Raw genomic sequence first — 26,504 nt, 5'->3', positions numbered from 1 at the left:
GCCCCGTCAAACGGTGATGACCACCTTGGCGCCGGCGTGCTCCACTTCGAGGTAGCGGACGGCCTCGGCGGCCTCGCTCAGCGGGTAGGTCCGGTCGACGGCCGGGGTGACGTCCCCGCGCTCGACGAGCTCGCGCAGCGCCGCCAGGTTGTCCGTGCTCGGTGCCGTCGTCAGGACGTGGATCCGCCCGCCACCGCCGAAGCGGGACATGACCGTCCCTCGGATGAGGAGGCCCGTCGGGCCGAAGACGCTGCCCCCCTCGGACACGCCGCCGCCGGCCAGGATCAGCATCCCCGTCGGATTCAGCGCCCGCCGGCAGTCGGCCAGCGTGCGGTTGCCCACCAGGTCGAAGACCAGGTCGTACCGGGCGCCCGTGCGGGTGAAGTCCTCCCGGGTGTAGTCGACGACGTGGTCCGCGCCGAGCGAGCGGACCAGGTCCACGTTGCGCGTACTGCAGACGCCCGTCACCTCCGCGCCGAGCGCCTTCGCGATCTGCACCGCGAACGTCCCCACTCCGCCCGAGGCGCCGTTGACCAGGACGTGCTGCCCCGGACCCACCTTCCCCACGTCGCGCAGGCCCATCAGCGCGGTGTTCCCGGCCAGCGGCACCGCGGCGGCCTGCTCGAAGCTCAGGTTGGCCGGCTTCGGCCCCAGTACGCCCTGCGGGGCGCACAGGTACTCGGCGAACGCCCCGTCGGCCTCGCCGTACACCTCGTCACCGGGACGCACCCGGGTCACGTCCTTGCCGACGGCTTCCACCACGCCTGCGAAGTCACCGCCCTGGATCCGCATCCGCCGCTTCGGTCTCCTCAGCCCGAACGCCAGGCGCGCCACGTACGGATCGCCGCGCATGACGTGCCAGTCACGGGCGTTCACCGAGGCCGCGCGGACCCGTACGAGCACCTCGCCGTCCTTGGGGACCGGCCGGTCGACCTCCCTGAACTCCAGCACCTCGGACGAGCCGTACCTGTCTTGGACGATCGCCTTCATCCGGCCTCCTAGTCAGCGCTGTTCGCGACGGTAGGTGACCTGCGGCCGCCCCGGTATCGGGGAGACCCCCTAGGGACCCCGGGGGCCGGCCCCCTCTTCAGCCGTGCAGCCGCGATGCCTTGAGGGCCATGTGCAGCAGCAGGCGGTCCTCGCCCTCGTCCAGGTCGAGGCCGGTCAGCTGCTCCACCCGCGAGAGCCGGTAGTACAGGGTCTGCCGGTGGATCCCCAGGGCGGCCGCCGCGCGCCCCGCCTGACCGGCGCAGTCGAGGAACACCTCGGCGGTGCGGGCCAGTTCGCCGTGGGCCGGGCTCAACAGGGCGCGGGCCGCCGGATCGTCCACCGGGTCGGCGGCGAGGGCGGCGAGCAGTCGGTACGGGCCGATGGCCGACCAGCGCGCGACCGGGCCGAGCCGGGGCTGCGCGGAGGCCGCCCGGGCCGCCGCGACGGCCTGCTCCCAGGCGCCGGGCAGCGCCGCGAGACCCCGCACCGGTTCCGCGACGCCCGCGGCCATCCGGCGGGCAGACCCCGCCGCTGCCCCCGCCGCAGACCCTGCCGCAGCCCCCGGCCCGGCCGGTTCGACCGTGCGCGGGAGCAGCCGGGCCACCGCCGCCAGGGCCGGGTCCAGGGCGTCGGGCGAGCGCAGCCGCAGCAGCACCGCGAGGTCGCCGCGCCCGGGGCCGGCGGGATCCGCGGAACCGCCGTTCCCGCCGCCCGCCCCGCGCGGGACCACGCACACCGCCGCCGCGCCCGGCACCGAGGCCGGCGCCTCCCCGGACCAGGGCGCCACGCACACCGCCGCGTGCAGCCCCTCCCCGCCCGCGCCCAGGGCGAGCCGCAGCGCGGCCACCGCCATGTCCTGCTGCCAGCCCCGCCCGGCCGTGAGCACCGCCAGGAACTCCCGCGAGAGGTCGGCCCCCGCCTTCGCCTCCTCGGCGAGCAGCACCCCGATCCGCTCGGCCACCTCCATGGCCGCGTCCAGCGCGGCGGGCCCGGGCCCTGTGTCGGGCGTGCCGGGCGTCCCGGGCTCCGGGTCGAGGAGCCACACGTAGCCCTGCACGATGCCCCGGTACCGCACCGGAAGGCAGAGGCGCCCGCGGAAGACCCCCGCGTCGGGCGCCGCCGGGATCCGGACGGGGCCGGTGGCGCGGGCGATGCCGAAGCCCTCGAACCAGGACCGGACGGCCGCCGTCGACTGCCGCGTCAGGATCGACCGGGTGCGGACCGGGTCCATCGCCGAGTCGTCCTCGCTGTCGTGCGCGCCGAAGGCGATGAGGCGGAAGTCCCGGTTCTCCAGCGTCGCCGGGGCGCCGAGCAGCGCCGAGATCTCGTCCACCAGGTCCTGGTAATCGCCTTTCACCCGGACATTCTCCCACCCGCGCACCGACTCTTCAGACAGATGTATGAGATCCGGGACACGGATGCGTGACAGCTGTCGATGGCAGAGCATCGAAGCGATCCTTAGGTTTCACGGAGGTTTTACTTGCGCTTTTCTTCTGCCACCCGCTGGAGGTGCCCCCGTGCTGGGTCCCGTGATCCTCGCCGCTTCGCGCAGCGACAAGATGCGCCGAATCGTCTCTGCCGCCCCGGTGACCAAGCCCGTGGTGAACCGGTTCATCCCCGGTGAGACGGTCGACCAGGTGATCCCGATCGTCGAGGACCTCACGCAGAAGGGCCTGGAGGTCACCCTCGACGTCGTCGGCGAGGACATCACCGAGGTGGCCCAGTCGCACGCCGCCCGCGATGCCTACCTCCAGCTCGTCGAGCGCCTCGCGGACCTCGGCCTCGGCGAGACCGTCGAGATGTCCGTGAAGCTGTCGATGTTCGGCCAGGCCCTCCCGGGCGGCCACGAGCTCGCCCTCGCCAACGTCCGCCCGGTCGTCGAGGCCGCCGCCGCCATCGGCACCACCGTGACCCTCGACGCCGAGGACCACACCACCCTCGACTCGATGTTCGCCATCCACGAGGAGCTGCGCCGGGACTTCCCGCAGACCGGCTGCGTGATCCAGGCGTACCTCTTCCGCACCGAGGCCGACGCCCGCCGCCTGGCCGCCGCCGGCAGCCGCGTCCGGATCGTGAAGGGCGCCTACAAGGAGCCCGCCGAGGTCGCGTACCAGGACAAGGCCGAGATCGACAAGGCGTACGTCCGCATCATGAAGATCCTGATGGAGGGCGAGGGCTACCCGATGATCGGGTCGCACGACCCGCGCCTGATCGCCATCGCACAGGAGCTCGCCCGGGCCGCCGGGCGCAAGCTGGACGAGTACGAGTTCCAGATGCTCTACGGCATCCGCGGCGAGGAGCACCTGCGGCTCGCCGCCGAAGGCCACCGGATGCGCGTCTACACCGCGTACGGCACGGACTGGTACGGCTACTTCATGCGCCGCCTCGCGGAGAAGCCGGCCAACCTGCTGTTCTTCCTCCGCTCGATGATCACCAAGAACTAGGTCCACGAAACCAAGCTCAAGGAGTCCACCGCCCCATGGATGCTGTGACCCAGGTCCCCGTGCCGGTCAACGAGCCGGTCCACTCGTACGCCCCCGGAACCCCGGAGCGCGCACGTCTCGAAACGCAGCTCAAGCAGCTGTCCGAGAACCCGATCGACCTCCCGATGACGATCAACGGCGTCAAGCGGATGGGCGGCGGCGAGCGTTTCGACGTGGTCCAGCCCCACGACCACAAGTCCGTGCTCGGCACCTACGCCAACGCCACCCAGGCCGACGCGCAGGAGGCCGTCGACGCCGCCCTCGCCGCCGCCCCGGCGTGGCGCTCGATGTCCTTCGACGACCGCGCCGCGATCATCCTGCGCGCCGCCGAGCTGCTGTCCGGCCCGTGGCGCGAGAAGCTCGCCGCCTCGACCATGCTGGGCCAGTCGAAGACCGCGCAGCAGGCCGAGATCGACACCCCCTGCGAGCTCGTCGACTTCTGGCGCTTCAACGTCCACTTCGCCCGCCAGATCCTGGCCGAGCAGCCCGTCGCGAACTCCGCCGGCGTGTGGAACCGCAGCGACCACCGCCCGCTCGAGGGCTTCGTCTACGCGATCACGCCGTTCAACTTCACGGCCATCGCGGGCAACCTGCCGACCGCCCCCGCCCTCATGGGCAACGTGGTCCTGTGGAAGCCCTCCCCGACGCAGACCCACTCCGCGGTCCTCCTGATGGAGCTCCTGGAGGAGGCGGGCCTGCCCAAGGGCGTCATCAACCTGGTGACCGGCGACGGCATCGCCGTCTCCGAGGTGGCCCTGAACCACCCCGAGCTGGCCGGCATCCACTTCACCGGCTCGACCAAGACCTTCCAGTACCTGTGGAAGACGGTCGGCAACAACATCGAGACGTACAAGTCCTACCCGCGCCTGGTCGGCGAGACCGGCGGCAAGGACTTCGTCGTCGCGCACCCGTCCGCGGACCGCGCGATCCTGAAGACCGCGCTGACCCGCGGCTCCTTCGAGTTCCAGGGCCAGAAGTGCTCGGCGTCCTCGCGCGCCTACGTCCCGGCCTCCATCTGGAACGACGGCTTCAAGGAGGCCTTCGCGGCCGAGGTCGACGGCATCGCCATGGGTGACGTCCGCGACCTGACCAACTTCATCGGCGCCGTCATCGACGAGCGGTCGTTCGCGAAGAACAAGGCGGCGATCGACCGTGCGATCGCCGACCCGACCTGCGAGATCGTCGCGGGCGGCACGTACGACGACTCGGAGGGCTACTTCGTCCGTCCGACCGTCATCGCCTGCACCGACCCCGAGAACGAGGTCTTCACGACCGAGTACTTCGGCCCGATCCTCGCGGTGCACGTCTACGAGGACGCCGACTTCGACGCGATGCTCGCCCAGATGGAGTCCGTGTCGGCGTACGCCCTGACCGGCTCGATCATCGCGGCGGACCGGTACGCGGCCGCGGACGCGATGGAGAAGCTCCGCTTCGCGGCGGGCAACTTCTACATCAACGACAAGTCCACGGGCGCCGTGGTCGGCCAGCAGCCGTTCGGCGGCGGCCGTGCCTCGGGCACGAACGACAAGGCCGGCGCGGCGACCAACCTCCAGCGCTGGACGTCGACCCGCTCCATCAAGGAGACCCTGGTGGCCCCGACCGAGTACGGCTACCCGCACATGGGCTGACCCCCACATGGGCTGACCCCCACCCCGCTGAACCCCGCCCCCGCTCCGGTACCCCCAATTCCGGAGCGGGGGCGGTCCCATTCCCGCGACTAGACCTCGACGATCACCTGGTCCAGGGACTTGCGGACCAGGTCCGGGACCTCGCAGTCGTCCGCCGGGTAGCCGACCGGGATCACCGCGAAGGCCTTCTCGTTCTCCGGCCGGTTCAGCACGTGGGAGAGGAAGCGCATCGGGCTCGGCGTGTGGATCAGGGCCGCCAGCCCGCTGAGGTGGAGGGCGGAGAGCAGCATGCCGACCGCGATGCCGACCGACTCGTCGACGTAGTAGTGCTTGCGCTTCGTACCGTCCGGGCCGAGCCAGTAGCGCTGCTGGAAGACCACGATCAGGGCCGGGGCGTCCGTGAGGTGGGTCTTGACGGCGTCCGTGCCGAGGGGGCGCAGGGCGGCGAGCCACTCGTCACCGAGGCGGCCGTCGTAGGAGAGCTCCTCCTCCTGCTCGGCGGCGGCGCGGATCTGTGCCCGTACGGCCGGGTCCTTGACCAGGACGAAGGTCCACGGCTGCTGGTGCGCCCCGGAGGGCGCGGTCGCGGCGCACGCGACGGCGTCGCGGACGACCTGCTCGGGCACGGGGTCGGGGGAGAAGTGCCGTACGGTCCTGCGTTCGTCCATCCGCGCCCGCAACTCGGCGGCGCGCGCGAGGGATTCCCCGCTCGGCATCCGCGCGGGACGGTAGGGGGCCGGACGGTACGGCTGGTCGTGGATCGGGGTCCACTGCTGGGTGTCGGGAGCCATGGGGGGAGTCTGCCGAGGCAATGGTCCAGACCGCCAGAGCCGCGTCGGCCGATTCCCGACCGCCGCGGTCGGGTCGCGTCCGCAATGCGTGCGCTTGGTACGGTCCCGGCATGAGCGACTGGGACGCCGGCGCGTACGGGCGCGGTTGCGGGAGAAGGCGGCGCGGCACCGAGGGCGCACCCGCGGCCACCGGTACGAGCTGACCCCGCCGCTTCCGGAGGCCGAGATCCGAGCCTTCGAGAAGGAGCACGGGATCCGGCTGCCCGCCGCCTACCGGGCCTTCGTCGCGACGGTGGGCGACGGTCCGGCGGGCCCCGACTACGGGCTGATGCCGCTGGTCTTCCCGCGTCCCGAGGCCGACGACGACTGGGCCGTGGACGGTGAATGGGAGGACGACCGGCGCCCCGGGCGGCTGGCCGCGCCGTTCCCGCTCGCAGCTCCGCGCCCGGGCCCTTTCGGCGGGGAGGCCGAGGAGTGGACCCGCGGCACGCTCATGCTCTCCGAGCAGGGCTGCGGCATGTACAGCAGGCTGGTCCTTAACGGCCCGTACGCGGGGGAGGTCTGGTGGCTGGAACCGGACTGGGGCGGGTTCGTGCCCGAGAGCCCGGACTTCCGCACCTGGTACACGGACTGGCTGGAGCAGCTATGAGTACGCGCGTCGCCCACACCTCGGAGCTGACCGGGGAGGAGATCGCGGAGATCCGGGAGCTGCTCGACGCGGCCTTCGGCGGGGACTTCGCCGAGGAGGACTTCGAGCACGCGCTCGGGGGGATGCACGTGCTGGTCCGGGCGGAGGGCGGGGTGCTCGTCGCGCACGGGAGTGTGGTGCAGCGGCGGGTCGTGCACCGGGGGCGGGCCCTGCGGGCCGGGTACGTCGAGGCCGTGGCCGTGCGGGGCGGGTACCGGCGGCAGGGCTTCGGCGGGCGGGTGATGGCCGCCCTGGAGGGGATCGTCGACCGGGCGTACGTGCTCGGCGCGCTCTCGGCCTCCGAGGACGGGGCCGCGCTGTACGAGGTCCGCGGCTGGGCGGTGTGGGGCGGGCAGGTCGGGGTGCTCGGGCCGGGTGGGCCCGAGCGGCTTCCCGACGAGGAGGGGTCCACCTACGTGTGGACGCCGCCCGGCGGGGTCCGGCTGGACCCGACCGGGCGGCTCGACTTCGACTGGCGGGACGGGGACGTGCTGTAGGCCTAGCCGGAGATGCTCGGCGCGCCCGTCTCGATGTGGCCCGTGTAGCGGCGCGACCAGGTGCCGTCGGAGTCGGCGAGGATCGTGAAGTCGTACCAGCCGTTGCTGTACGCCACCGCGTTGAAGTAGTCCTCGCGCGAGGAGTTCGCCGGGACGGTGTAGGTCCACGGGCCGTCGGTGCGGTAGGCGTTCGAGCGGATCGTGAAGGTGACCGGCGCGGCGGAGGCGTTCGTCAGCTTGAAGTAGATCGCCGTCTTGCCGGTGCCCGGCTCGATCGCGAAGCGGGCCGCGACCTCCAGGGACTTGCCCGGCTTCGTGGCGTCGCCGAGGAAGCGGCGCAGGAAGCGGTTCGGGCCGTACATCGAGATGTCGTACTTGCCGGAGCCGTGCCCGAGGCCGATGTTGAAGTAGTCGGAGGCGGAGGCGCCGCCGTCCACCGTGTACTGCCAGGCAGCCGTGTCCCGGTGCTGGTGCGGGTGGATCGAGAAGTGCGCCGGACGCTTCGCCTCCGTGCCCTGGTTGGTCATCGAGAACCAGGCCAGGATCTTGCCGGCCGCGCCGAATTCCAGCCGGTCCAGGTTGCCGTTCACCTGGTACGGGAGGGCGCGAGCGGGCCGGGTGCCGGCCTCCTGCGCCGGGAGGGCGTTGTCCTGCGGCGCCGGATTGGGCAGCGGGCCGCAGGTCGACTGGCCGATGACCTTGGCCGTGGACGGGAGGCCGGCGGGCACCCCGTAGACCGGGTGCGCGAAGTCGAAGACGCCGGTCAGGTCGCCGACGACCTTGCGGCGCCACGCGCTGATGTTCGGACAGCCCGCGGGGGTGCCGAGGGCGGCCGACCACGTCTCCATGAAGCGCAGGACGGACGTGTGGTCGAAGACCTCGGAGCTGACCCAGCCGCCGCGCGTCCACGGGGACATCACGATCATCGGGACGCGGAAACCGAGCCCGATCGGGAGGCCGTCGAGGTACTCGCCGGGGGTGCCCGGCGGGGCGACGGGCGGGGCCACGTGGTCGAAGAAGCCGTCGTTCTCGTCGTAGTTGAGGAAGAGGACGGTGGAGTCGAAGACCTCCGGGTTCGCGGCGAGTGCCCGGTAGACCAGGTCCACGAAGTGCGCGCCGTCGCCGGGCGGGGCGTAGGGGTGCTCGGAGAAGGCCTCGTTCGCCACGACCCAGGAGACCTGCGGGAGGGTCCCGGCGACGACATCGGCGCGGATGGCGGCGGCGATGTCGTCCGGGGTGGATCCGGTGACCTTCGGCACGGAGCCCATGCCGCGGTCGTGGAGCGGGTCGCCCGGCCGGGCGTCGGCGAACTTCTTGAAGTAGGCCAGACCGTTGTCCCCGTAGTTGTCCTGGGCGTTCTGGTAGACCTTCCAGCTCATGCCGGCCCGCTGGAGGGCCTCCGCGTACGTCTCCCAGGTCAGCCCGGACTCCTCGCCGCCGTCCTTGCTGCCCGCGTCGACCTTGCCGCTCCACAGGAAGGTGCGGTTCGGGCCGGTCGCGCTGAGGGCCGAGCAGAAGTACGCGTCGCAGATCGTGTAGTGGTCGGCGAGCCCGTAGTGGAAGGGGATGTCGCCCCGGTCCAGGTAGCCGAGGGTGTGGGTCTTGCCGACGCCGGCGACCCAGTTGTCCATCCGGCCCCTGTTCCAGGCGGCGTGCTGCGAGGTCCAGCTGTGCGGGAGGTCGCCGGTGCACTGGGCCAGGGTCTCGCTGTCGGCCCCGCCGGCGGCAGGGGTGTCGGACAGCTTCCACGGGTACTGACGGCCGCCCCAGTTGGACTGGTTGAAAGTGCCCCAGCCGCCCGGGATGTTGCCGGCGGCGCGGTCACCGAAGCCGCGGACACCCTTCAGCCTGCCGAAGTAGTGGTCGAAACTGCGGTTCTCCTGCATGAGGATCACCACGTGCTTCACGTCGGTGATGGTGCCGGTAGCGGCGGCCGCGGCCGCCGTCGTCGGCAGGAGCGGAGGCAGGGCCGCCCCCGCCGCCAGTCCCGCGCCGATTCCCACGAAACCTCTGCGGCTGATCGGTGTCACTGAGTCCTCGCCTCCAACTCCAGTGCCCGGTTGGCACATTGACGCAAAGAGTGGCGGCAGCGGCTGCAAAGGTCTACATCCGTGCGGTAAGAACTCGGTGAACATCCGGCCGGCCGGATTCAGTCGGCGATCCGAACCAGCATTTTGCCCAGATTGTCCCCGCGGAACAGGCCCAGGAAGGCATCCACCGTGTGATCGAATCCCTGGACAACGGTGGTGTCGGTACCGATCCGGCCACTGCGCAGATGCGGGACGAGGAAGTCCTCCAACTCCTCCTGCAGATTGGTGTGATTGCGAACCAATACCCCTTCCAGTCGCAACGACTTGTGTACGACCTCGAAGAGGTTGCGGGGCGCGGCGGGAGACCGGTCGCCGTTGTAGGTGGAGAGCGCTCCGACCCAGGCGATCCGCCCGTACTCGCGCAGCACGTCGATCGCGCCCTCCAGGTGCTCGCCGCCCACGTTGTCCACGTACACGTCGATGCCGTCGGGCGCGGCCTTCGCGAGCTGCTCGCCGACCGGGCCGTCGCGGTAGTCGAAGGCCGCGTCGAAGCCGAGGTTCTCGGTGAGGTGGCGGACCTTGGCCGCGGAGCCGGCGCTGCCGACGATCCGGCGGGCGCCGAGCAGCCGGGCGATGCGGCCGGTGGCCGTGCCGACCCCGCCCGCCGCGGCCGAGACGAAGAGGTCCTCGCCCTCGCGCAGGGCCGCGGTCCGGGTCAGGGCGGCGTACGCGGTCAGGCCGGTGCCGCCGAGGATGGAGAGGTACGCCTCCAGGGGGACGCCCGCGTGGCCGCGGAGCTTGCGGGTGCCGTCCACGCCGAGGGTGACCAGGGCGTGCGTGCGCCATCCCGCGCGGTGGAAGACCAGGTCGCCTTCGGTCAGCCCGGGGTCGCGGGAGGCGATGACCCGGCCCACGGACCGGCCTTCCAGCGGGGTGCCGAGCTCGAAGCCGCCCTCGCCGCCGTCCATCATTCCGCGGTGGTAGGGGTCCACGGAGAGCAGCAGGTTCTGCACGAGGGTGGTGCCCGGCTCCGGCTCCGGGATCGAGGTCTCCACGTGGGTGAAGTCGGAGGCGGCCGGGAAACCGGTCGGGCGGGCGATCTGGTGGACGGCGTACGCGGTCTTCGTGGTCATGGCGCAGACGCTAGGAGGGAATCACGGGCCCGGGCAGGGGGTTGGGCTCATGGAAGCCACACATCCATGAATGATGCTCATAGAACGAGGTGGGAGCCATGGCAGCCGGCGCCGGCGGTACCGGATCCGCCGAATCCCGAGGCGCGCGGGGAGCCCGAGGCGCCCGTGGCGACGGCCCGGCCGAGCCGATGCCCCAGGAACTGCGGGTCCTCGTCGCCGTCGCCGAGACCGGTGGCTTCTCCGCCGCGGCGGCCCGGCTCGGCCTGACCCAGTCGGCCGTCTCGCACTCGGTGCGCGGCAGCGAGGCCAAGCTCGGCGCGGTCCTCTTCGAGCGCGGCCGCACCGGCGCCTCGCCCACCCCGGCGGGGGAGCGGGCCGTCGGCCACGCCCGCCGGATCCTGCGGCTGTACGAGGTCATGGGCGTGGAAGCGCGCGCCGCGGCCCGGGGCTCCGGCTCCGGCCGCGACGAACTCGCCGGCGTGCTCCGGATCGCCGCGTTCCGCAGCGCGGCCCTGCACCTGCTGCCGCCCGCCCTGGAGCGGCTCACCGCCCGCCACCCCGGCATCCGCCCCGAGGTCCGGGTGGTGCGCGAGCTCGGCGCCGGCGCGGCCGGGGAGGTCGCCGCCGGGCGAGCCGACCTCGGCATCGCCACCCTGGGCGGCTCGCAGGACGTGGAGCCCGGCCTGCTCACCGGAGTGCTCGTGGAGGAGGCGTACGCCCTGGTCCACCCGGCCGGGCACCCGGATCCGAAGGCGCTGCCGCTGCTGGACTGGGACGAGAACTGCGGCTCGTACACCCGCGCCTGGTGGCGGGCGCAGGACTGGATCCCCCGGGCGACCGTCAAGGCGGAGGACGACGCGATGGTGCTGACGATGGTCGGCCGCGGGCTCGGGATGGCGATCATGCCCGAACTGTCGCTCCGGGAGGCGACCGACGCCGTCGGCATCACCGGTTTGGGCCCTGGGAGGCCTGTGAGGCAGGTGGGGTACGTCACCACACCGGAATCTGCCGCCACCCTGAGCGTCAGGGCTCTGATCAGGGAACTTCGTTCCGTGAAGGCGTGAAACGGAGCCTGCCGGGAGGGCCTTTCGAGGGGTTCGGCGTCTCAGATAGTAGGAAGTCCGAGTAATTGCGGAGACAGACAGCGGGACCTGCCCTAGCTTTGTAGAAGCCGAACGTCTCGCCGATCAGGCGAATGGCGGTAGAGAGCGCGCGCCCCTGGCAGGCAACCCCTGCGGCGCACCGCTCCCCGCCTCTTCCGGCGCCTTGAAGGAACCCCTCATCCGTGGCCCCGCCACGCCGTGATCTCAAGGAGTCGATCACCCATGAACACCACCACCGCCACCGTCGCAGCCCGCCGAGTCCGCCGCTCCTCCCCGGCCGACGCCGACCGCAGGAACGCCGCCGCCGCCCTCCAGCGGGCTCTGGACCGCCGTGACAACGGCGGATCGACCGGTCACTGATCAGCCCGCTCATCAGACATATTGCGATCCGCGTCCAGATGGTGGACGCAATATGTCTGAGGGCTGGGACAGGGAGTACGGTTCCGTCATGTCGACCAGCATCAATCTCGCAGTGATCCCCGGTGATGGCATCGGCCAGGAAGTCGTGGCTCAGGGACTCAAGGTCCTTACCGCGGTCCTGCCCCAGGATGTGAAGCTGGAGACCAAGGAATACGACCTCGGCGCCCAGCGCTGGCACCGCACCGGTGAGACCCTTCCGGACGCGGAGCTCGAAGCCCTCAAGCACCACGACGCGATCCTGCTGGGCGCCATCGGCGACCCCTCGGTCCCGTCCGGCGTGCTGGAGCGCGGCCTCCTGCTGAAGCTCCGCTTCGCCTTCGACCACTTCATCAACCTGCGCCCGTCGAAGCTCTTCCCGAACACGGCCACCCCGCTCGCCGGTCGTCCGGAGATCGACTTCGTCGTGGTCCGCGAGGGCACCGAAGGCCCGTACACCGGCAACGGCGGCAGCCTGCGCACCGGCACCCCCGCCGAGGTGGCCACCGAGGTCAGCATCAACACCGCCTACGGCGTCGAGCGCGTCGTCCGCGACGCGTACGAGCGGGCCAACGCCCGCCCGCGCAAGAAGCTGACGCTGGTGCACAAGAACAACGTCCTCGTGTACGCGGGCCACATGTGGAAGAACATCTTCGACAAGGTCGGCCAGGAGTACCCCGAGGTCACCACCGACTACCTGCACGTCGACGCCGCGACGATCTTCTTCGTCACCCAGCCCGAGCGCTTCGACGTCATCGTGACGGACAACCTCTTCGGTGACATCCTCACCGACCTGGCCGCCGCCGTGACCGGCGGGATCGGCCTCGCCGCCTCCGGGAACATCAACCCGACCGGCAGCTTCCCGTCCATGTTCGAGCCCGTCCACGGCTCGGCCCCGGACATCGCGGGCACCGGCAAGGCCGACCCGACCGCGACGATCCTCTCCGTGGCCCTCCTGCTGCGTCACCTGGGCTACGAGGCCCAGGCCGTCCGCATCGAGGACGCGGTCTCCGCCGACCTCGCGGAGCGCGACGGCACCTTCCGCTCCACCGACGAGATCGGCGACGCCCTCGCCGCGCGCGTAGCCGGCTGACCCGGCAGCACCACCCCAGGAAGCCGCCGGGTCGCATTAGGGGACCCGGCGGCTTTCCCTGTGCGGGCCCGGGTGCCACCATCTCCCCTGGGCCGCTTACCCCCGGCTTCTCCGAAGCCTTCGCGCGCGCGATAATCGAACGCGAGGCCGCGGAATGCGGGGAAGCTCGGACGTCCTAGTACGCCGTGAGCGCGGTCCGCCATACACAACCGGTGAAGGACAAGCACTCATGACGACGCCCACGATCGAGCTCAAGCCCTCCTCGCACCCGCTGTCCGACGCGGAGCGCGAGGCGATCCTGGCCAGCCCCGGATTCGGCCGCCACTTCACCGATCACATGGTGACGATCAAGTGGACCGAGGGCCGCGGCTGGCACGATGCCGAGCTGGTCCCGTACGCGCCGCTGTCGATCGACCCGGCGAACATGACCCTGCACTACGCGCAGACGATCTTCGAGGGCCTCAAGGCCTACCGCCAGCCCGACGGCACCGTCGCCACCTTCCGCCCGCAGGCCAACGCCGAGCGCTTCCAGTCCTCCGCGCGCCGCATGGCCATGCCGGAGCTGCCGACCGAGCTGTTCATCGCGGCCTGCGACGCCCTCATCCAGCAGGACCGCGCCTGGGTGCCGGACTCCGGCGAAGCCTCCCTGTACCTGCGGCCGTTCATGTTCGCCTCCGAGGTCGGTCTTGGTGTCCGCCCGGCCAACGAGTTCCTCTTCATCGTCATCGCCTCGCCCGCCGGCGCGTACTTCCCCGGCGGCGTGAAGCCCGTCTCCGTCTGGCTCTCCGAGGACTACGTCCGCGCGGTCAAGGGCGGCACCGGCGCGGCCAAGACCGGCGGCAACTACGCGGCCTCGCTGGTCGCGCAGGCCCAGGCGGCCTCGCACGGCTGCGACCAGGTGGTCTGGCTCGACGCCGTCGAGCACCGCTGGATCGAGGAAATGGGCGGGATGAACCTGTACTTCGTGTACGGCGACCGCATCGTCACCCCGGAGCTCACCGGCTCGCTCCTCCCGGGCATCACCCGCGACTCCCTCCTCACCATCGCCCGCGACCTCGGCTACACCGCGGAGGAGGGCCGCCTCACCACTGAGGACTGGCAGCGCGACAACGCGAACGGCACCCTCACCGAGGTGTTCGCCTGCGGCACCGCCGCCGTCATCACCCCGGTCGGCTCCGTCAAGTCCGACCGCGAGAACTGGATCCAGGGCGACGGCGAGCCCGGCCCGGTCACCATGCGCCTGCGCAAGGCCCTGCTGGAACTCCAGACCGGCCACGCCGCCGACACCCACGGCTGGATGCACCCGCTGGGCTAGCCGGCACTGCCCCGAACGGACCGAAGGCCCCCCGCGCGATGAGCGGGGGGCCTTCGGGCGTCCGGGGCGGTACGCGGGGAGGAGGGGCGTGGTCAGCGCTCCTCGTCCGCCTCGCCCTCGCGCTTCTTCTTGCGCTCCTGGTCCTTCCCGTCCGGGCCGAGCCCCACCAGCGTTTCACCGAAGACGTAGGCCAGGCCCGCGAACCCCTTGACGATCCTGCCCGCCACGTATGCGAGTTCTTCCACGACGTCTCCCCGTACCGTTTAGTACCGGCCGCTCCTGTCCGGCGGCCGCTGTACGGGGAGACGCCGCCGGGGGCCCGAAGGTTGAGCGCCGGGCCGCGGCTGCTCAGACGGCCGCGGTCACGGGTTCCGGCTCCTCGGCGGCGACGGCAACGGCGCCGGCCGGGGCGGTGCGGGCGGTCAGGGCCGTGTAGAGCAGGCCGCCGGCCAGGCCGGAGAGCACGAAGGAGCAGTCCACGCCGCCGGTGAGGGCGAGCAGCGGGCCCTCGTAGAAGGGGGTGGTCACGGCGAGCAGGCCGACCCCGGCGCCGGTCGCCCAGGAGGCGGTGGCGGCGAGGTTCCAGCCGCCGCGGTACCAGTAGATCCCGCCCACCGAGCGACGGTTGAAGACCTGGAGGGCGTCGGCGTCGTACCGGCCGCGGCAGCGCACGTAGCCGATCAGGGTGATCACCGCCCACGGGGTGCCGATCGCGGTCAGCAGCAGGACGAAGGAGGTCATCGCGGCCTGGACGTCCCACTCGAACGAGCCGACGAAGACGAAGGCGGTGGCGACGGCCGCGGCGACCAGGGTGGCCGTGGTCCTGGTGGCCTTGGGGACGATCGCGTCCAGGTCGAGGCCCATGGAGTAGAGCATCAGCCCCGCGTTGCCCACCGAGCCGGCCGCGGCGGCGGCGAGCAGCGGAACCAGGTACCAGAACGGCGCGGCGTCGACCAGCGGCCCCGCGTAGTCGGCGCCGGCCTTGGCGGCGAGCGCGGTGTAGGTGCCGAAGAGCTGCGGGATCAGCAGGCCGACGAGCAGGCCGAGACCGGTGGCCCAGTAGACCTTGCGGGAGCTGTGCTTGCGGGGGGATATGTAGCGCGTGTAGTCGCCGAGCAGGGTGATGAAGGCGACGGGACCGCTCAGCCCGGCGGCGACGGCGGCCAGCAGCCAGGTCGGCCAGAAGGAGCCCAGGAGGTACGCGGTGTCCGGCGGCGCGGCCGTCGTGAAGTCCGGGGCGTAGGCGTACACGCCGAGGGCCAGCAGGACCACCATCCCGATGGACAGGACCTTGCTCAGGCGCAGCAGCAGCCGGTAGCCGAAGACGGCCGCGACGACGGTGCACGCGGCGAGCACGCCGTACATCACCGCCCGCGAGACGCCCGTGTCCGGCAGCCCCGTGAGCCGGGACAGCACGCCGACCATCACGTCGCCCCCGATCCACAGGGTGAGCGCGGTGTACCCGAGCGAGAGCAGCAGGCCGACCACCGAGCCGACGAGCCGGCCGCGGACGCCGAACTGGGCACCGCTGGAGGTCGAGAGATTGGTGGCGGTCCGCAGGGAGACCAGCGCCAGCGGCGCGGTGAAGGCGATCCCGACGAGGGTGCCGGTCACGATGGCGGTGACCGAGGGCCACAGGCCCAGCCCGAAGGACGGGGGCAACCAGCCGAAAACGATCACACCGAGGCAGAGGTTGGAGCCGAGGAGGATCGAGATCAGGTCACGGGGACCGCTCGTCCGCTCCTCTTCCGGGATGGTGTCGACTCCGCGCTGTTCGATGGGCATGGGGGGACTCCCTTGGCAGGGCGGGGGGTGGTTGTGCATCTGTTTGAGCGACACTCAATGTGACTTACTCCCTGCTCCCAGGTCAATGATTCCCTGCAAGGAAATGAAGAGTTAGAGTGATGCTCTAACCCATCGACTCAAGAGGTGGTGGATCGGCGTGCGGCTGACCCCTACGGAGCGCGACCGGCTGCTGCTCCGCAGCGCTGCGGAACTGGCCAGGGCCCGGCGGGCCCGGGGCCTCAAGCTCAATGTCCCGGAGGCCACCGCGCTGATCGCGGACACGGTCTGCGAGGCGGCGCGCGACGGCAAGCGGCTCGCGGAGGCCATCGAGGAGGCCCGCAGCGTGCTGGGCCCCGACGACGTCCTGCCCGGCGTGGCCGACGTGGTCGCCGAGGTGCACGTGGAGGCCGTCTTCGACGACGGATCCCGCCTCGCGGTGGTCTCGTCCCCCATCCAGGGCGCGGTGTCGCTCGGCGACGACGCCCCCGGCGCGGTCGTCCCCGGCCCCGGCGCCCCCCAGCCGGAGCCCGTGCTGCACCTGCAGGTGCGCAACACGGCCTCCGTACCGGTGAGCGTCACCTCCCACTTCCACTTCTTCGAGGCCAACCCGCGCCTCGACTTCGACCGGGCCGCCGCCTACGGCATGCGGCTGTGCGTGCCGGCGGGCTCGTCCGTCCGGTTCGACCCCCACGGCGAGGGCGAGGTCGGCCTGGTCCCGATCGGCGGCGACCGCATCGCGATCGGCTTCGCGGGCCTGGTCGACGGCCCCCTGGACGCACCGGGGGCCAAGGACGAGGCGCTGCGCCGCGCGGCGGCCTGCGGCTACCTCGGAGTAGCGGCCCCCCACGAGGACGGAGACCAGGCGTGAGCCGTCAGACCCCCCACAGTGACCACTGCGCGCCGGGCAGCCGGCACATCGACCCCCACGAGTACGCCTCCGTCTTCGGCCCCCGCGCCGGGGACCGGGTACGGCTCGGCGACTCCGGGCTCACCGTCCGGGTGGAGGCCGACGCGCAGAAGCCCGGTGACGAGTTCCTGGCCGGTTTCGGCAAGACGGCCCGTGACGGCCTGCACCTGAAGGCCGCCGCCGTCCGCGAGACCTGCGACGTCGTGATCAGCAACGTCCTCGTCATCGACGCCGTACTCGGCATCCGCAAGGTCTCCATCGGCATCCGCGAGGGCCGTATCCACGCGATCGGCAGGGCCGGAAACCCTGACACCCTCGACGGGGTCGACGTCGTCGTCGGCACGGGCACCTCGATCGTCTCCGGCGAGGGCCTCATCGCCACCGCCGGCGCCGTCGACACCCACGTCCACCTGCTCTCGCCGCGCATCATGGAGGCCTCGCTCGCCGCGGGCGTCACCACGATCATCGGCCAGGAGTTCGGCCCCGTCTGGGGCGTAGGCGTCAACTCCCCGTGGGCGCTGAAGCACGCCTTCAACGCCTTCGACGCCTGGCCCGTCAACATCGGCTTCCTCGCCCGCGGCTCCTCCTCGGACGCGGCCCCGCTGGTCGAGGCCCTCGCCGAGGGCGGCGCGTCCGGCTTCAAGGTCCACGAGGACATGGGCGCCCACACCCGGGCCCTGGACACCGCCCTGCGCGTGGCCGAGGAGTACGACGTACAGGTCGCCCTGCACAGCGACGGCCTGAACGAGTGCCTCTCCGTCGAGGACACCCTGCGCGTCCTGGACGGCCGCACCATCCACGCCTTCCACATCGAGGGCTGCGGCGGCGGGCACGTCCCCAACGTCCTCAAGATGGCGGGCGTGCCGAACGTCATCGGCTCCTCCACCAACCCCACCCTGCCCTTCGGCCGGGACGCGGTCGCCGAGCACTACGGCATGATCGTCTCCGTCCACGACCTCAAGCCGGACCTCCCCGGCGACGCCGCCATGGCCCGCGACCGGATCCGCGCCGGCACCATGGGCGCCGAGGACGTACTGCACGACCTGGGCGCGATCGGCATCACCTCCTCCGACGCCCAGGGCATGGGTCGCGCGGGCGAGACCATCCGCCGCACCTTCGCCATGGCCGCCAAGATGAAGGGCGAGCTCGGCCGCCTGGCCGGCGACGGCGAGGGCGACGACAACGCCCGCGTCCTGCGCTACATGGCCAAGCTGACGATCAACCCGGCCATCGCCCACGGCCTGGCCCACGAGATCGGCTCGATCGAGGTCGGCAAGCTCGCCGACATCGTGCTGTGGCGCCCCCAGTTCTTCGGCGCCAAGCCGCAGCTGGTCCTCAAGTCCGGCTTCCCGGCCTACGGGGTCACCGGCGACCCCAACGCGGCCACCGACACCTGCGAACCGCTGGTCCTCGGCCCGCAGTTCGGCTCGTACGGGGCCACGGCCGCCGACATCTCCGTCGCCTTCGTCTCGGCCGCCGCGGCGGCCCTCGGCAGCGACGAGATGCCCACCCGCCGACGCCGGGTCGCCGTCCGCGGCACCCGCGGCATCGGCCCCAAGGACCTCCTCCTCAACTCCCGGGTGGGCGCGGTCGATGTGGACGCGCGCAGCGGACTCGTCTCCCTCGACGGGGAACCGCTGCGCTCCGAAGCGGCCGAATCGGTCTCCCTCAACCGCCTGTACTTCCTGTAGGCCGGCACAGCCTGCAAGCCGGCACAGCCTGTAAGCCCGTAAGGACCCCGTCATGACCACGAACAAGCCCGTGAACGCCGGATTCCGGATGCCCGCCGAGTGGATGCCCCACGAGCGCACCTGGATGGCCTGGCCCAGCCCCAACCCCACCTTCACCAACGCGCAGGAGCTCGCCGAGGCCCGCGAGGCCTGGGGAGCCGTCGCGCGCGCGGTCCGCTCGTACGAGCCCGTGACCCTCGTCGTCTCGCCCGGTGACGCGGACAGTGCCCGTGCGATCGCCGGAGGGGCCGACGGCCACGAACTGGTGCTGGTCGAGCGGGAGCTCGACGACGCCTGGATGCGCGACATCGGCCCGACCTTCGTCACCAACGAGGCCGGCGAGCTGGCCGCCGTCGACTGGACCTTCAACGGCTGGGGCGCGCAGGAGTGGGCCCGCTGGGAGCACGACTCCAAGGTCGCCCGGCACATCTCGGACGTGGTCGGCACCCGCACCTACAGCACCCCGCTCGTCAACGAGGGCGGCGCCATCCACGTCGACGGCGAGGGCACCGTGCTCCTCACCGACACCGTGCAGCTGGGCAAGGGCCGCAACCCCGACTGGACCCGCGAACAGGTCGAGCAGGAGATCCACGCCCACCTCGGCACCACCAAGGCGATCTGGCTCCCGTACGGCCTGGCCGGCGACTACGGCACCTACGGCACGCAGGGCCACGTCGACATCGTCGCGGCCTTCGCCCGCCCCGGCGTCGTCATGGTGCACTCCCAGCCCGACCCGGCCCACCCGGACCACGAGCGCTGCAAGACCATCGCGGCCATCCTGCGCGCGTCCACCGACGCCCGGGGCCGGCTGCTGGAGGTCGTGGAGATCCCGGCGCCGACCGTGCTGGAGGAGGACGGGGAGTGGGTGGACTACTCCTACATCAACCACTACCTGTGCAACGACGGCGTCGTTCTGTGCGCCTTCGACGACCCGCGCGACGAGGAGGCCGCCGAGATCTTCCGCGGATTGTTCCCCGAGCGGACGGTGACCCTCGTCGACGCACGTACGATTTTCGCCGGGGGTGGCGGTATCCACTGCATCACCCAGCAGCAGCCGAAGGTCTGACCCACGGCCACGGCAACACGTTCGAAGGAGTGGCCCATGGTGGCGGGTGGAGTACCGGTACGTGCGGCGCGCAAGAACGCGCCCCCGCGCGAGGACGTACTCGTCGCCGCCATGGCCACGATCGCCGAGCGCGGCCTGGAAGGCCTGACCATGGCCGGTCTGGGCCGCGAGGTCGGCATGAGCAGCGGCCACCTCCTCTACTACTTCCGCAGCAAGGACGAGCTCCTGCTGCAGACCCTGGAGTGGAGCGAGGCGGAACTGGGCACCGCGCGGCGCGCCCTGCTGTCCCGGCGCGGCCCGGTGAGCGAGCGCCTGCAGGCGTACGTGGACCTCTACGTGCCCACGCAGGCCCGCGACCCGCACTGGACGCTGTGGCTGGAGGTCTGGAACCGCTCCCAGAACGCCGGCCCCGAGGAACGCGACCGGCAGGCGGCCATCGAGGGCGCCTGGCACCGCGACCTGGTGGCCCTGCTCGCGGAGGGCATCTCGCGCGGCGAGTTCCGCCCGGTGGACCCGGACCGCCTGGCCGCCCGCACCCGCGCCCTCCTGGACGGCTTCAGCATCCAACTGGCGGTCGGTCTCCCGACGGTGGACCGCAAGGACATCCTCGACCACGTCCGCGAATTCCTCACGGAAGCCCTCACGCTGCACGAATAGCCTCGCCGGCGTTTGAGGCGCAGGGTCCGGGGCAGCGCCCCGCAACGGCGCCGCACCCGACCGCGCGGCGCGGCTGCCCGCATGCTGAGATCCCCGTCCATCAGCGGCGAGCGTTATGGCACACTGCGAGCGTGCCTGCTCAGCTCATGATTATCGCCAGCAGCGCGCCGGTCCTCAGTGGCCGCTGAACCGTGGAAGACCTTCGCGGGAAGCGGCCACCGTGCCCCAGACCCGCGCGCAAACCTCTCGCACCCGCGAGAGGTTTTTTCGTTTCCCGGCCTCATCCCTGCCGGGACGTGAACGCGCGCGATGATGGGGGCAGTGGATCCCGGGTTTCCGGAACCACTCATCCGACAGGAGTCAGATCAGCATGACGACGACACCAGAGGCGGCAGCAGCGGTCCTCGACGACAGCTTCCACGTCTTCGACACCACCCTGCGAGACGGCGCCCAGCGCGAGGGCATCAACCTCACCGTCGCCGACAAGCTGACGATCGCCCGGCACCTGGACGACTTCGGAGTGGGCTTCATCGAGGGCGGCTGGCCCGGCGCCAACCCGCGCGACACGGAGTTCTTCGCCCGTGCCCGCGCCGAGATCGACTTCAAGAACGCCCGGCTCGTCGCCTTCGGCGCGACCCGCCGCGCCGGCGGCTCGGCCGCCACGGACCCGCAGGTGCGGGCCCTGCTGGAGTCCGGCGCCCCGGTCATCACCCTCGTCGCCAAGTCGCACGACCGTCACGTCGAGCTGGCCCTGCGCACCACCCTCGACGAGAACCTGGAGATGGTCCGCGACACCGTCTCCCACCTGGTCGCACAGGGCCGCCGCGTCTTCGTCGATTGCGAGCACTTCTTCGACGGCTACCGGGCCAACGCCGAGTACGCGAAGTCCGTCGTACGCGCCGCCCACGAGGCCGGCGCCGACGTCGTCATCCTCTGCGACACCAACGGCGGCATGCTCCCCGCCCAGGTGACCGCGACCGTCGCCACCGTCCTCGCCGACACCGGCGCCCGCCTCGGCATCCACGCCCAGGACGACACCGGCTGCGCCGTCGCCAACACCCTGGCCGCCGTGGACGCCGGCGCCACGCACGTCCAGTGCACGGCGAACGGCTACGGCGAGCGCGTCGGCAACGCCAACCTCTTCCCGGTCGTCGCCGCCCTGGAGATCAAGTACGGGCGCAAGGTGCTCCCCGAAGGCGCGCTCGCCGAGATGACCCGGATCTCGCACGCCATCGCCGAGGTCGTCAACCTCACCCCCTCCACGCACCAGCCCTACGTCGGCGTCTCCGCCTTCGCGCACAAGGCGGGCCTGCACGCCTCGGCGATCAAGGTCGACCCGGACCTCTACCAGCACATCGACCCCGAGCGGGTCGGCAACACCATGCGGATGCTGGTCTCGGACATGGCCGGTCGGGCCTCCATCGAGCTCAAGGGCAAGGAGCTCGGCGTCGACCTCGGCGGGGACCGCGCGCTGATCTCCCGGGTCGTCGAGCGGGTCAAGGAGCGCGAGCTCCAGGGCTACACCTACGAGGCGGCCGACGCCTCCTTCGAACTGCTGCTGCGCGCGGAGGCCGAGGGCCGGGCCCGCAAGTACTTCCGCATCGAGTCCTGGCGCGCGATCGTCGAGGACCGCCCGGACGGCACCCACGCCAACGAGGCCACGGTCAAGCTGTGGGCCAAGGGCGAGCGGATCGTCGCCACGGCGGAGGGCAACGGCCCGGTCAACGCGCTGGACCGTGCGCTGCGGGTCGCCCTGGAGCGCTTCTACCCCCAGCTGGCCAAGTTCGAGCTGATCGACTACAAGGTCCGCATCCTGGAGGGCACGCACGGCACGGAGTCCACGACGCGCGTGCTGATCTCCACGACGGACGGCAGCCGCGAGTGGAACACGGTCGGCGTGGCCGAGAACGTGATCGCGGCATCCTGGCAGGCCCTGGAGGACGCCTTCACCTTCGGCCTCCTCCACGCGGGTGTGGAACCGGCCGAGTAGCCGGAGGGCGCGGGCCGGATCGCGTACGGTCCGGACGGGCTTATGTCCTGTTCACACAGGAAATGACCGGTTCGGGTAGCGTCGTGGATATGAGGACCAGGCTGATATCCATACGCTTCGGATCGCTGCTGGCCGGTCTGGTGCTGGCCGGCTCCGCTACCGCCCTGGTGGCCGCCCCGCAGGCGGCGGCCGCCACCGGAGTCGCCGCTGTCGGGGAGGCCCTCAAGCAGGGGCCCGTCTATGTCGATCCCCGGGCCGAGGCACAGTTGCCGAAGGCCGAGGCGGACGCGCTCGCGAAGAAGATCGAGGACGCGGGGAAGCCGGTGTTCGTCGCCGTGCTGCCGACCGCCGCCGAGTTCCCGCCGGGCGAGGTGCTGGAAGCGGTCCGCGCCCAGACCGGGATCACCGGCCTCTACGCGATCAGGCTCGGTGACGGGTTCAACGCCGGGGCCGACCCGGCCGTCATGCCGGTCAATGCCGTGCGCAACCTCAGCGAGGCCGTGAAGACCGGCGGGCCGGTCGACGCGGCGACCCAGCTCAACAACTTCGTGGACCAGGCCCTGAACCAGGCCAAGGGCGGCGCCCCCGCCTCCTGGGGTACCACGAGCGGTGACGACGGCGTTCCCGTCGGCGGGCTGATCACCCTCGGCGCGGTCGCCGCGATCGGCGGTGGCGGTGCGTACGCGCTGGTGCGGCGCAACCGCACGAGGAAGGAAGAGGCGCGGCGCGAGGCCGTCGAGAGGCTCGGCGTGGTCGTCGACGAGGACATCACGGCCTTCGGCGAGGAGCTCGACCGGCTCGACTTCCACCCGGGCGAGCCCGGCGCCGACGACGCCATGCGCAAGGATTACGAGCAGGGGCTCGACTCGTACGAGCGGGCCAAGCAGATCATGGCTTCGGTTCAGTATCCCGAAGAGGTCAAGGGCGTGACCCAGGCCCTGGAGGACGGCCGGTTCGCGCTGGCCCGTCTGGACGCGCGCCGGCAGGGCAAGCCGCTGCCGGAGCGCCGTTCGCCCTGCTTCTTCGACCCCCGGCACGGGCCGAGCACCGAGGACGCCACCTGGGCTCCGGCCGGCGGGGCCTCCCGTACCGTGCCCGTGTGCACGGCGGACGCCGTACGGGTGCGCGACGGTCAGGACCCGGCGGTCCGCACGGTCGACACCGAGCACGGGCCGCGCCCCTACTACGACGCCGGCCCGGCGTACGGTCCCTGGGCCGGCGGCTACTTCGGCGGCGGCATCCTGCCCGGTCTGCTCATGGGCACGATGCTCGGTTCGATGATGTCCAGCCCGGCCTACGCCGCGGACTTCGGCGGCGGCAACGGCTTCGAGGGCGGGGACGTTTCCGGGGCCGACTTCAACCCGTCCGACTTCGGCGGCGGGGACTTCGGCGGCGGTGGCGGATTCGACGGGGGCGGCGGATTCGACGGCGGGGGCGGCTTCTAGCCGCCCCCCGGGACATCGCCGGTCAGGCCTGCTTGATCGCGGAGATGTCGAAGGTCAGCTTCACCTTGTCGCTGACCATCACGCCGCCGGCCTCCAGCGCGGCGTTCCAGGTCAGGCCCCACTGGGAGCGCAGGATCTCGGCAGAGCCCTCGAAGCCGACGCGCTCGTTGCCGTAGACGTCGGTGGCCGAGCCGTTGAACTCCAGGTCGATGGAGAGCGGGCGCGTGACGTCCTTGATCGTCAGCTCGCCGGTGATGCGGTACTTGTCGCCGCCGAGCTGGGCCGCCTCGGTGGACCGGAAGGTCATCTTCGGGAAGAGCTCGGCGTCGAAGAAGTCGCTGCCCAGCAGGTGGGCGTCGCGGTCCGCGATGCCGGTGCTGACGGAACCGATCGTCACGTCGATGGAAGCGGTGGAGCGGGCGGGGGCGCTGCCGTCCAGGTGCAGGCTGCCCTCGAAGGCGTCGAAGCCGCCGCGGACGTTCGTCACCATGGCGTGGCGGACGGTGAAGCCGATGCTGCTGTGGGAGGGGTCGATGGCGTAGTCGCCGGTGAGGGCGGCGAGGGCCGGGTCCACCGGGAGGGTGGCGGTGGTGGTGGCGGTGGTGTCCTGGCGGCGGGTGAAGAGACCCATGACGTGCTCCTTGGTTGCGATTAGCGAGTCCGTTGAATGTTCAACGACTTCAACAAGGACGACCTTAGGTCCATTCCGTTCAAAATTCAACATCTTCTGGGTGTGTCGGCCCCTTTTGTAGAAGTCATACAAAGGGCGAAGGTCCCCTCTGGTGGAGTCCTTGCATCCTTTCGCCGTACTGTGCGGGCCGGACAGCGGAAGACTCCGGAGACTGTGTGGAATGAACGGAGGTTTTTCATGGCGCGCTTCGTAAGGTCGGTACATGACCGTTGTGGACCAGACCCCGAGCGAGCCGGCGGACGCCCGCGGGCGCGTGGCCGAGCTGCACTCCCTGCGCGAGCAGGCGAAGCGCGGCCCCAGCGACCGCGCGACCGAGACCCAGCACGCCAAGGGCAAGCTCACCGCCCGTGAGCGCATCGCGCTGCTGCTCGACGAAGGTTCCTTCAAGGAGGTCGAACAGCTGCGCCGCCACCGCGCGACCGGCTTCGGCCTGGAGGCGAAGAAGCCCTACACCGACGGTGTCATCACCGGCTGGGGCACGGTCGAGGGCCGCACGGTCTTCGTCTACGCACACGACTTCCGCATCTTCGGCGGCGCCCTGGGCGAGGCCCACGCCACGAAGATCCACAAGATCATGGACATGGCCATCGCGGCCGGTGCCCCGCTGGTCTCCCTGAACGACGGCGCCGGCGCTCGCATCCAGGAGGGCGTCTCCGCCCTCGCCGGCTACGGCGGCATCTTCCAGCGCAACACCAAGGCCTCGGGCGTCATCCCGCAGATCTCGGTCATGCTGGGCCCGTGCGCCGGCGGAGCCGCGTACTCCCCGGCCCTCACGGACTTCGTGTTCATGGTGCGCGAGACCTCGCAGATGTTCATCACCGGCCCGGACGTGGTGCGCGCGGTGACCGGCGAGGAGATCACCCAGAACGGCCTCGGCGGCGCGGACGTGCACGCCGAGACCTCGGGCGTCGCGCACTTCGCGTACGACGACGAGGAGACCTGCATCTCCGAGGTCCGCTACCTCATCTCGATGCTGCCCTCCAACAACCGCGAGAACCCGCCCGTCCACGAGACGAGCGACCCGGCCGACCGCCGCAGCGACGTCCTGCTGGACCTGGTGCCCGCCGACGGCAACCGCCCGTACGACATGCTCAAGGTCATCGAGGAGCTCGTCGACGAGGGCGACGTCCTGGAGATCCACGAGCGCTGGGCCCGCAACATCATCTGCGCCCTGGCCCGGATGGACGGACAGGTCGTCGGCATCGTCGCCAACCAGCCCGGCCACCTCGCCGGCGTCCTGGACATCCACGCCTCGGAGAAGGCGGCGCGCTTCGTCCAGCTCTGCGACGCCTTCAACATCCCGATCATCACCCTGCTGGACGTCCCCGGCTTCCTGCCGGGCGTCGACCAGGAGCACGGCGGCATCATCCGCCACGGCGCCAAGCTGCTGTACGCGTACTGCAACGCCACCGTCCCGCGGATCTCGCTGATCCTGCGCAAGGCCTACGGCGGCGCGTACATCGTCATGGACTCCCAGTCCATCGGCGCCGACATCACCTACGCCTGGCCCACCAACGAGATCGCCGTGATGGGCGCCGAGGGTGCCGCCAACGTCATCTTCCGCAAGCAGATCGCGGACGCCGAGGACCCCGAGGCCATGCGCGTACGCATGGTCAAGGAGTACAAGGCCGAGCTGATGCACCCGTACTACGCGGCCGAGCGCGGCCTCGTCGACGACGTCATCGACCCCGCCGAGACCCGCGAGACCCTCGTGTCCGCCCTCGCGATGCTCCGCAACAAGCACGCCGACCTGCCGTCCCGCAAGCACGGCAACCCGCCGCAGTAGAGGAGAGAAGCCACCGATGAGCACCGACATGATGCTGCGCGTGGAGAAGGGCAACGCCGAGCCCGAGGAGCTGGCCGCGATCACCGCGATCCTGCTCGCCCGCGCGGCCGCCACCCCCGAGGAGACGGTCACCACCCCCCGCTCCCAGGCCGGCTGGCGCCGCCTGGAGCGCACCCCGGGCTTCCGCGCCCCGCACAGCTGGCAGGGCTGAGCCCCCGAGAGCCGAGAAGGCCCCGCACCCGTGAAGGGTGCGGGGCCTTCCGCGTTCTTGCCGACGGGCACGCCGCACGGGCGACGTGC

The 26,504-nt window shown here is 71.4% G+C and carries 24 protein-coding genes; 16 read left to right on the top strand and 8 right to left on the bottom strand.

Going from position 1 to position 26,504, the window contains the following annotated elements:
• Positions 1–6: 6 nt before the first annotated feature.
• Both OG625_RS11350 and OG625_RS11345 read right to left on the bottom strand, forming a co-directional pair.
• Complete coding sequence (locus tag OG625_RS11350) at positions 7–990, bottom strand: NAD(P)-dependent alcohol dehydrogenase (protein ID WP_329378930.1); 984 nt, start codon at positions 988–990, stop codon at positions 7–9.
• Positions 991–1,087: 97 nt separating this feature from the next.
• The gene (locus OG625_RS11345; RefSeq protein ID WP_329378929.1) at positions 1,088–2,347 is read right to left on the bottom strand and encodes a PucR family transcriptional regulator; all 1,260 of its coding nucleotides are present in this window, start codon (positions 2,345–2,347) and stop codon (positions 1,088–1,090) included.
• A 160-nt stretch (positions 2,348–2,507) separates the two neighbouring features.
• Between OG625_RS11345 and OG625_RS11340 the strand changes: the two genes are divergently transcribed.
• Positions 2,508–3,434 (top strand): proline dehydrogenase family protein, encoded by a 927-nt coding sequence (locus OG625_RS11340; RefSeq protein WP_329378927.1) that lies wholly within the window; start codon positions 2,508–2,510, stop codon positions 3,432–3,434.
• 35 nt (positions 3,435–3,469) lie between these two features.
• Complete coding sequence (pruA, locus tag OG625_RS11335) at positions 3,470–5,101, top strand: L-glutamate gamma-semialdehyde dehydrogenase (protein WP_329378925.1); 1,632 nt, start codon at positions 3,470–3,472, stop codon at positions 5,099–5,101.
• An 89-nt stretch (positions 5,102–5,190) separates the two neighbouring features.
• Here the strand turns inward: pruA and OG625_RS11330 are convergent, their stop codons facing one another.
• Positions 5,191–5,892, bottom strand: coding sequence for a nitroreductase family protein (locus OG625_RS11330; RefSeq protein WP_329378923.1), 702 nt, complete (start codon positions 5,890–5,892; stop codon positions 5,191–5,193).
• 88 nt (positions 5,893–5,980) lie between these two features.
• On the opposite strand from OG625_RS11330, the gene OG625_RS11325 reads away from it, so the two are divergent.
• Complete coding sequence (locus OG625_RS11325) at positions 5,981–6,541, top strand: SMI1/KNR4 family protein (RefSeq protein ID WP_329378921.1); 561 nt, start codon at positions 5,981–5,983, stop codon at positions 6,539–6,541.
• A complete protein-coding gene (locus tag OG625_RS11320) occupies positions 6,538–7,077 on the top strand; it encodes a GNAT family N-acetyltransferase (protein WP_329378919.1) in 540 nt (179 codons plus the stop codon). The genes OG625_RS11325 and OG625_RS11320 overlap by 4 nt, the downstream gene beginning before the upstream one ends.
• Positions 7,078–7,079: 2 nt before the next feature.
• Here OG625_RS11320 and OG625_RS11315 read toward each other — a convergent pair whose 3' ends face one another.
• Together OG625_RS11315 and OG625_RS11310 are read right to left on the bottom strand one after the other, a co-directional pair.
• Entirely contained in the window at positions 7,080–9,107 is a 2,028-nt protein-coding gene (locus OG625_RS11315) for a phosphocholine-specific phospholipase C (protein WP_329378917.1), read from the bottom strand.
• A gap of 119 nt (positions 9,108–9,226) precedes the next feature.
• Positions 9,227–10,240 carry an NADP-dependent oxidoreductase gene (locus OG625_RS11310; protein ID WP_329378916.1) on the bottom strand — a complete coding sequence of 338 codons (1,014 nt, stop codon included), beginning with the start codon at positions 10,238–10,240 and terminating at the stop codon, positions 9,227–9,229.
• 188 nt (positions 10,241–10,428) lie between these two features.
• On the opposite strand from OG625_RS11310, the gene OG625_RS11305 reads away from it, so the two are divergent.
• From OG625_RS11305 to OG625_RS11290, 4 genes are all read left to right on the top strand, one after another.
• On the top strand, positions 10,429–11,304 hold the full coding sequence (locus OG625_RS11305; RefSeq protein WP_329390571.1) for a LysR family transcriptional regulator: 876 nt from the start codon (positions 10,429–10,431) through the stop codon (positions 11,302–11,304).
• A 261-nt stretch (positions 11,305–11,565) separates the two neighbouring features.
• Positions 11,566–11,703, top strand: a complete 138-nt coding sequence (locus OG625_RS11300; protein ID WP_329378914.1) for a hypothetical protein — start codon at positions 11,566–11,568, stop codon at positions 11,701–11,703.
• A gap of 88 nt (positions 11,704–11,791) precedes the next feature.
• Complete coding sequence (locus OG625_RS11295; protein ID WP_329378912.1) at positions 11,792–12,832, top strand: 3-isopropylmalate dehydrogenase; 1,041 nt, start codon at positions 11,792–11,794, stop codon at positions 12,830–12,832.
• Positions 12,833–13,061: 229 nt separating this feature from the next.
• Positions 13,062–14,147 carry a branched-chain amino acid aminotransferase gene (locus OG625_RS11290; protein ID WP_329378910.1) on the top strand — a complete coding sequence of 362 codons (1,086 nt, stop codon included), beginning with the start codon at positions 13,062–13,064 and terminating at the stop codon, positions 14,145–14,147.
• Positions 14,148–14,239: 92 nt separating this feature from the next.
• On the opposite strand, the gene OG625_RS11285 is transcribed toward OG625_RS11290, so the two are convergent.
• Positions 14,240–14,392, bottom strand: a complete 153-nt coding sequence (locus OG625_RS11285; protein WP_329378908.1) for a hypothetical protein — start codon at positions 14,390–14,392, stop codon at positions 14,240–14,242.
• A gap of 103 nt (positions 14,393–14,495) precedes the next feature.
• Positions 14,496–15,932 carry a cytosine permease gene (locus OG625_RS11280; protein ID WP_329378906.1) on the bottom strand — a complete coding sequence of 479 codons (1,437 nt, stop codon included), beginning with the start codon at positions 15,930–15,932 and terminating at the stop codon, positions 14,496–14,498.
• Between the two features lie 157 nt (positions 15,933–16,089).
• Between OG625_RS11280 and ureA the strand changes: the two genes are divergently transcribed.
• From ureA to OG625_RS11250, 6 genes are all read left to right on the top strand, one after another.
• Positions 16,090–16,800 (top strand): urease subunit gamma, encoded by a 711-nt coding sequence (gene ureA, locus OG625_RS11275; RefSeq protein ID WP_329378904.1) that lies wholly within the window; start codon positions 16,090–16,092, stop codon positions 16,798–16,800.
• Entirely contained in the window at positions 16,797–18,530 is a 1,734-nt protein-coding gene (locus OG625_RS11270) for an urease subunit alpha (protein WP_329378902.1), read from the top strand. The genes ureA and OG625_RS11270 overlap by 4 nt, the downstream gene beginning before the upstream one ends.
• Positions 18,531–18,582: 52 nt before the next feature.
• On the top strand, positions 18,583–19,635 hold the full coding sequence (locus OG625_RS11265; protein ID WP_329378900.1) for an agmatine deiminase family protein: 1,053 nt from the start codon (positions 18,583–18,585) through the stop codon (positions 19,633–19,635).
• A gap of 36 nt (positions 19,636–19,671) precedes the next feature.
• Positions 19,672–20,292 carry a TetR/AcrR family transcriptional regulator gene (locus OG625_RS11260; RefSeq protein WP_329378898.1) on the top strand — a complete coding sequence of 207 codons (621 nt, stop codon included), beginning with the start codon at positions 19,672–19,674 and terminating at the stop codon, positions 20,290–20,292.
• A 370-nt stretch (positions 20,293–20,662) separates the two neighbouring features.
• On the top strand, positions 20,663–22,282 hold the full coding sequence (gene cimA / locus OG625_RS11255) for a citramalate synthase (RefSeq protein ID WP_329378896.1): 1,620 nt from the start codon (positions 20,663–20,665) through the stop codon (positions 22,280–22,282).
• A gap of 89 nt (positions 22,283–22,371) precedes the next feature.
• Positions 22,372–23,727 (top strand): hypothetical protein, encoded by a 1,356-nt coding sequence (locus tag OG625_RS11250; RefSeq protein ID WP_329378894.1) that lies wholly within the window; start codon positions 22,372–22,374, stop codon positions 23,725–23,727.
• Positions 23,728–23,749: 22 nt separating this feature from the next.
• On the opposite strand, the gene OG625_RS11245 is transcribed toward OG625_RS11250, so the two are convergent.
• The gene (locus OG625_RS11245; RefSeq protein WP_329378892.1) at positions 23,750–24,358 is read right to left on the bottom strand and encodes a YceI family protein; all 609 of its coding nucleotides are present in this window, start codon (positions 24,356–24,358) and stop codon (positions 23,750–23,752) included.
• 262 nt (positions 24,359–24,620) lie between these two features.
• Here OG625_RS11245 and OG625_RS11240 point away from each other — a divergent pair, with 262 nt between their 5' ends.
• Together OG625_RS11240 and OG625_RS11235 are read left to right on the top strand one after the other, a co-directional pair.
• Entirely contained in the window at positions 24,621–26,204 is a 1,584-nt protein-coding gene (locus OG625_RS11240) for an acyl-CoA carboxylase subunit beta (protein ID WP_329378890.1), read from the top strand.
• Between the two features lie 16 nt (positions 26,205–26,220).
• Entirely contained in the window at positions 26,221–26,415 is a 195-nt protein-coding gene (locus OG625_RS11235) for an acyl-CoA carboxylase subunit epsilon (RefSeq protein ID WP_329378888.1), read from the top strand.
• The last annotated feature ends 89 nt before the right edge of the window (positions 26,416–26,504 follow it).

The organism is Streptomyces sp. NBC_01351, assembly GCF_036237315.1.
Lineage (GTDB): Bacteria > Actinomycetota > Actinomycetes > Streptomycetales > Streptomycetaceae > Streptomyces.
The sequence above is the reverse complement of the archived record's forward strand: the minus strand, read 5'-3'. Positions and strand labels throughout refer to the sequence as shown.

What these genes read in the sequence shown, in the direction of transcription:
- OG625_RS11350 (WP_329378930.1), bottom strand. Translation starts at nt 990, where the DNA reads ATGAAGGCGATCGTCCAAGACAGGTACGGCTCGTCCGAGGTGCTGGAG.
- pruA (WP_329378925.1), top strand. Translation starts at nt 3,470, where the DNA reads ATGGATGCTGTGACCCAGGTCCCCGTGCCGGTCAACGAGCCGGTCCAC.
- OG625_RS11330 (WP_329378923.1), bottom strand. Translation starts at nt 5,892, where the DNA reads ATGGCTCCCGACACCCAGCAGTGGACCCCGATCCACGACCAGCCGTAC.
- OG625_RS11320 (WP_329378919.1), top strand. Translation starts at nt 6,538, where the DNA reads ATGAGTACGCGCGTCGCCCACACCTCGGAGCTGACCGGGGAGGAGATC.
- OG625_RS11310 (WP_329378916.1), bottom strand. Translation starts at nt 10,240, where the DNA reads ATGACCACGAAGACCGCGTACGCCGTCCACCAGATCGCCCGCCCGACC.
- OG625_RS11305 (WP_329390571.1), top strand. Translation starts at nt 10,429, where the DNA reads ATGCCCCAGGAACTGCGGGTCCTCGTCGCCGTCGCCGAGACCGGTGGC.
- OG625_RS11300 (WP_329378914.1), top strand. Translation starts at nt 11,566, where the DNA reads ATGAACACCACCACCGCCACCGTCGCAGCCCGCCGAGTCCGCCGCTCC.
- OG625_RS11295 (WP_329378912.1), top strand. Translation starts at nt 11,792, where the DNA reads ATGTCGACCAGCATCAATCTCGCAGTGATCCCCGGTGATGGCATCGGC.
- OG625_RS11290 (WP_329378910.1), top strand. Translation starts at nt 13,062, where the DNA reads ATGACGACGCCCACGATCGAGCTCAAGCCCTCCTCGCACCCGCTGTCC.
- OG625_RS11280 (WP_329378906.1), bottom strand. Translation starts at nt 15,932, where the DNA reads ATGCCCATCGAACAGCGCGGAGTCGACACCATCCCGGAAGAGGAGCGG.
- OG625_RS11265 (WP_329378900.1), top strand. Translation starts at nt 18,583, where the DNA reads ATGACCACGAACAAGCCCGTGAACGCCGGATTCCGGATGCCCGCCGAG.
- OG625_RS11260 (WP_329378898.1), top strand. Translation starts at nt 19,672, where the DNA reads ATGGTGGCGGGTGGAGTACCGGTACGTGCGGCGCGCAAGAACGCGCCC.
- cimA (WP_329378896.1), top strand. Translation starts at nt 20,663, where the DNA reads ATGACGACGACACCAGAGGCGGCAGCAGCGGTCCTCGACGACAGCTTC.
- OG625_RS11250 (WP_329378894.1), top strand. Translation starts at nt 22,372, where the DNA reads ATGAGGACCAGGCTGATATCCATACGCTTCGGATCGCTGCTGGCCGGT.
- OG625_RS11245 (WP_329378892.1), bottom strand. Translation starts at nt 24,358, where the DNA reads ATGGGTCTCTTCACCCGCCGCCAGGACACCACCGCCACCACCACCGCC.
- OG625_RS11240 (WP_329378890.1), top strand. Translation starts at nt 24,621, where the DNA reads ATGACCGTTGTGGACCAGACCCCGAGCGAGCCGGCGGACGCCCGCGGG.
- OG625_RS11235 (WP_329378888.1), top strand. Translation starts at nt 26,221, where the DNA reads ATGAGCACCGACATGATGCTGCGCGTGGAGAAGGGCAACGCCGAGCCC.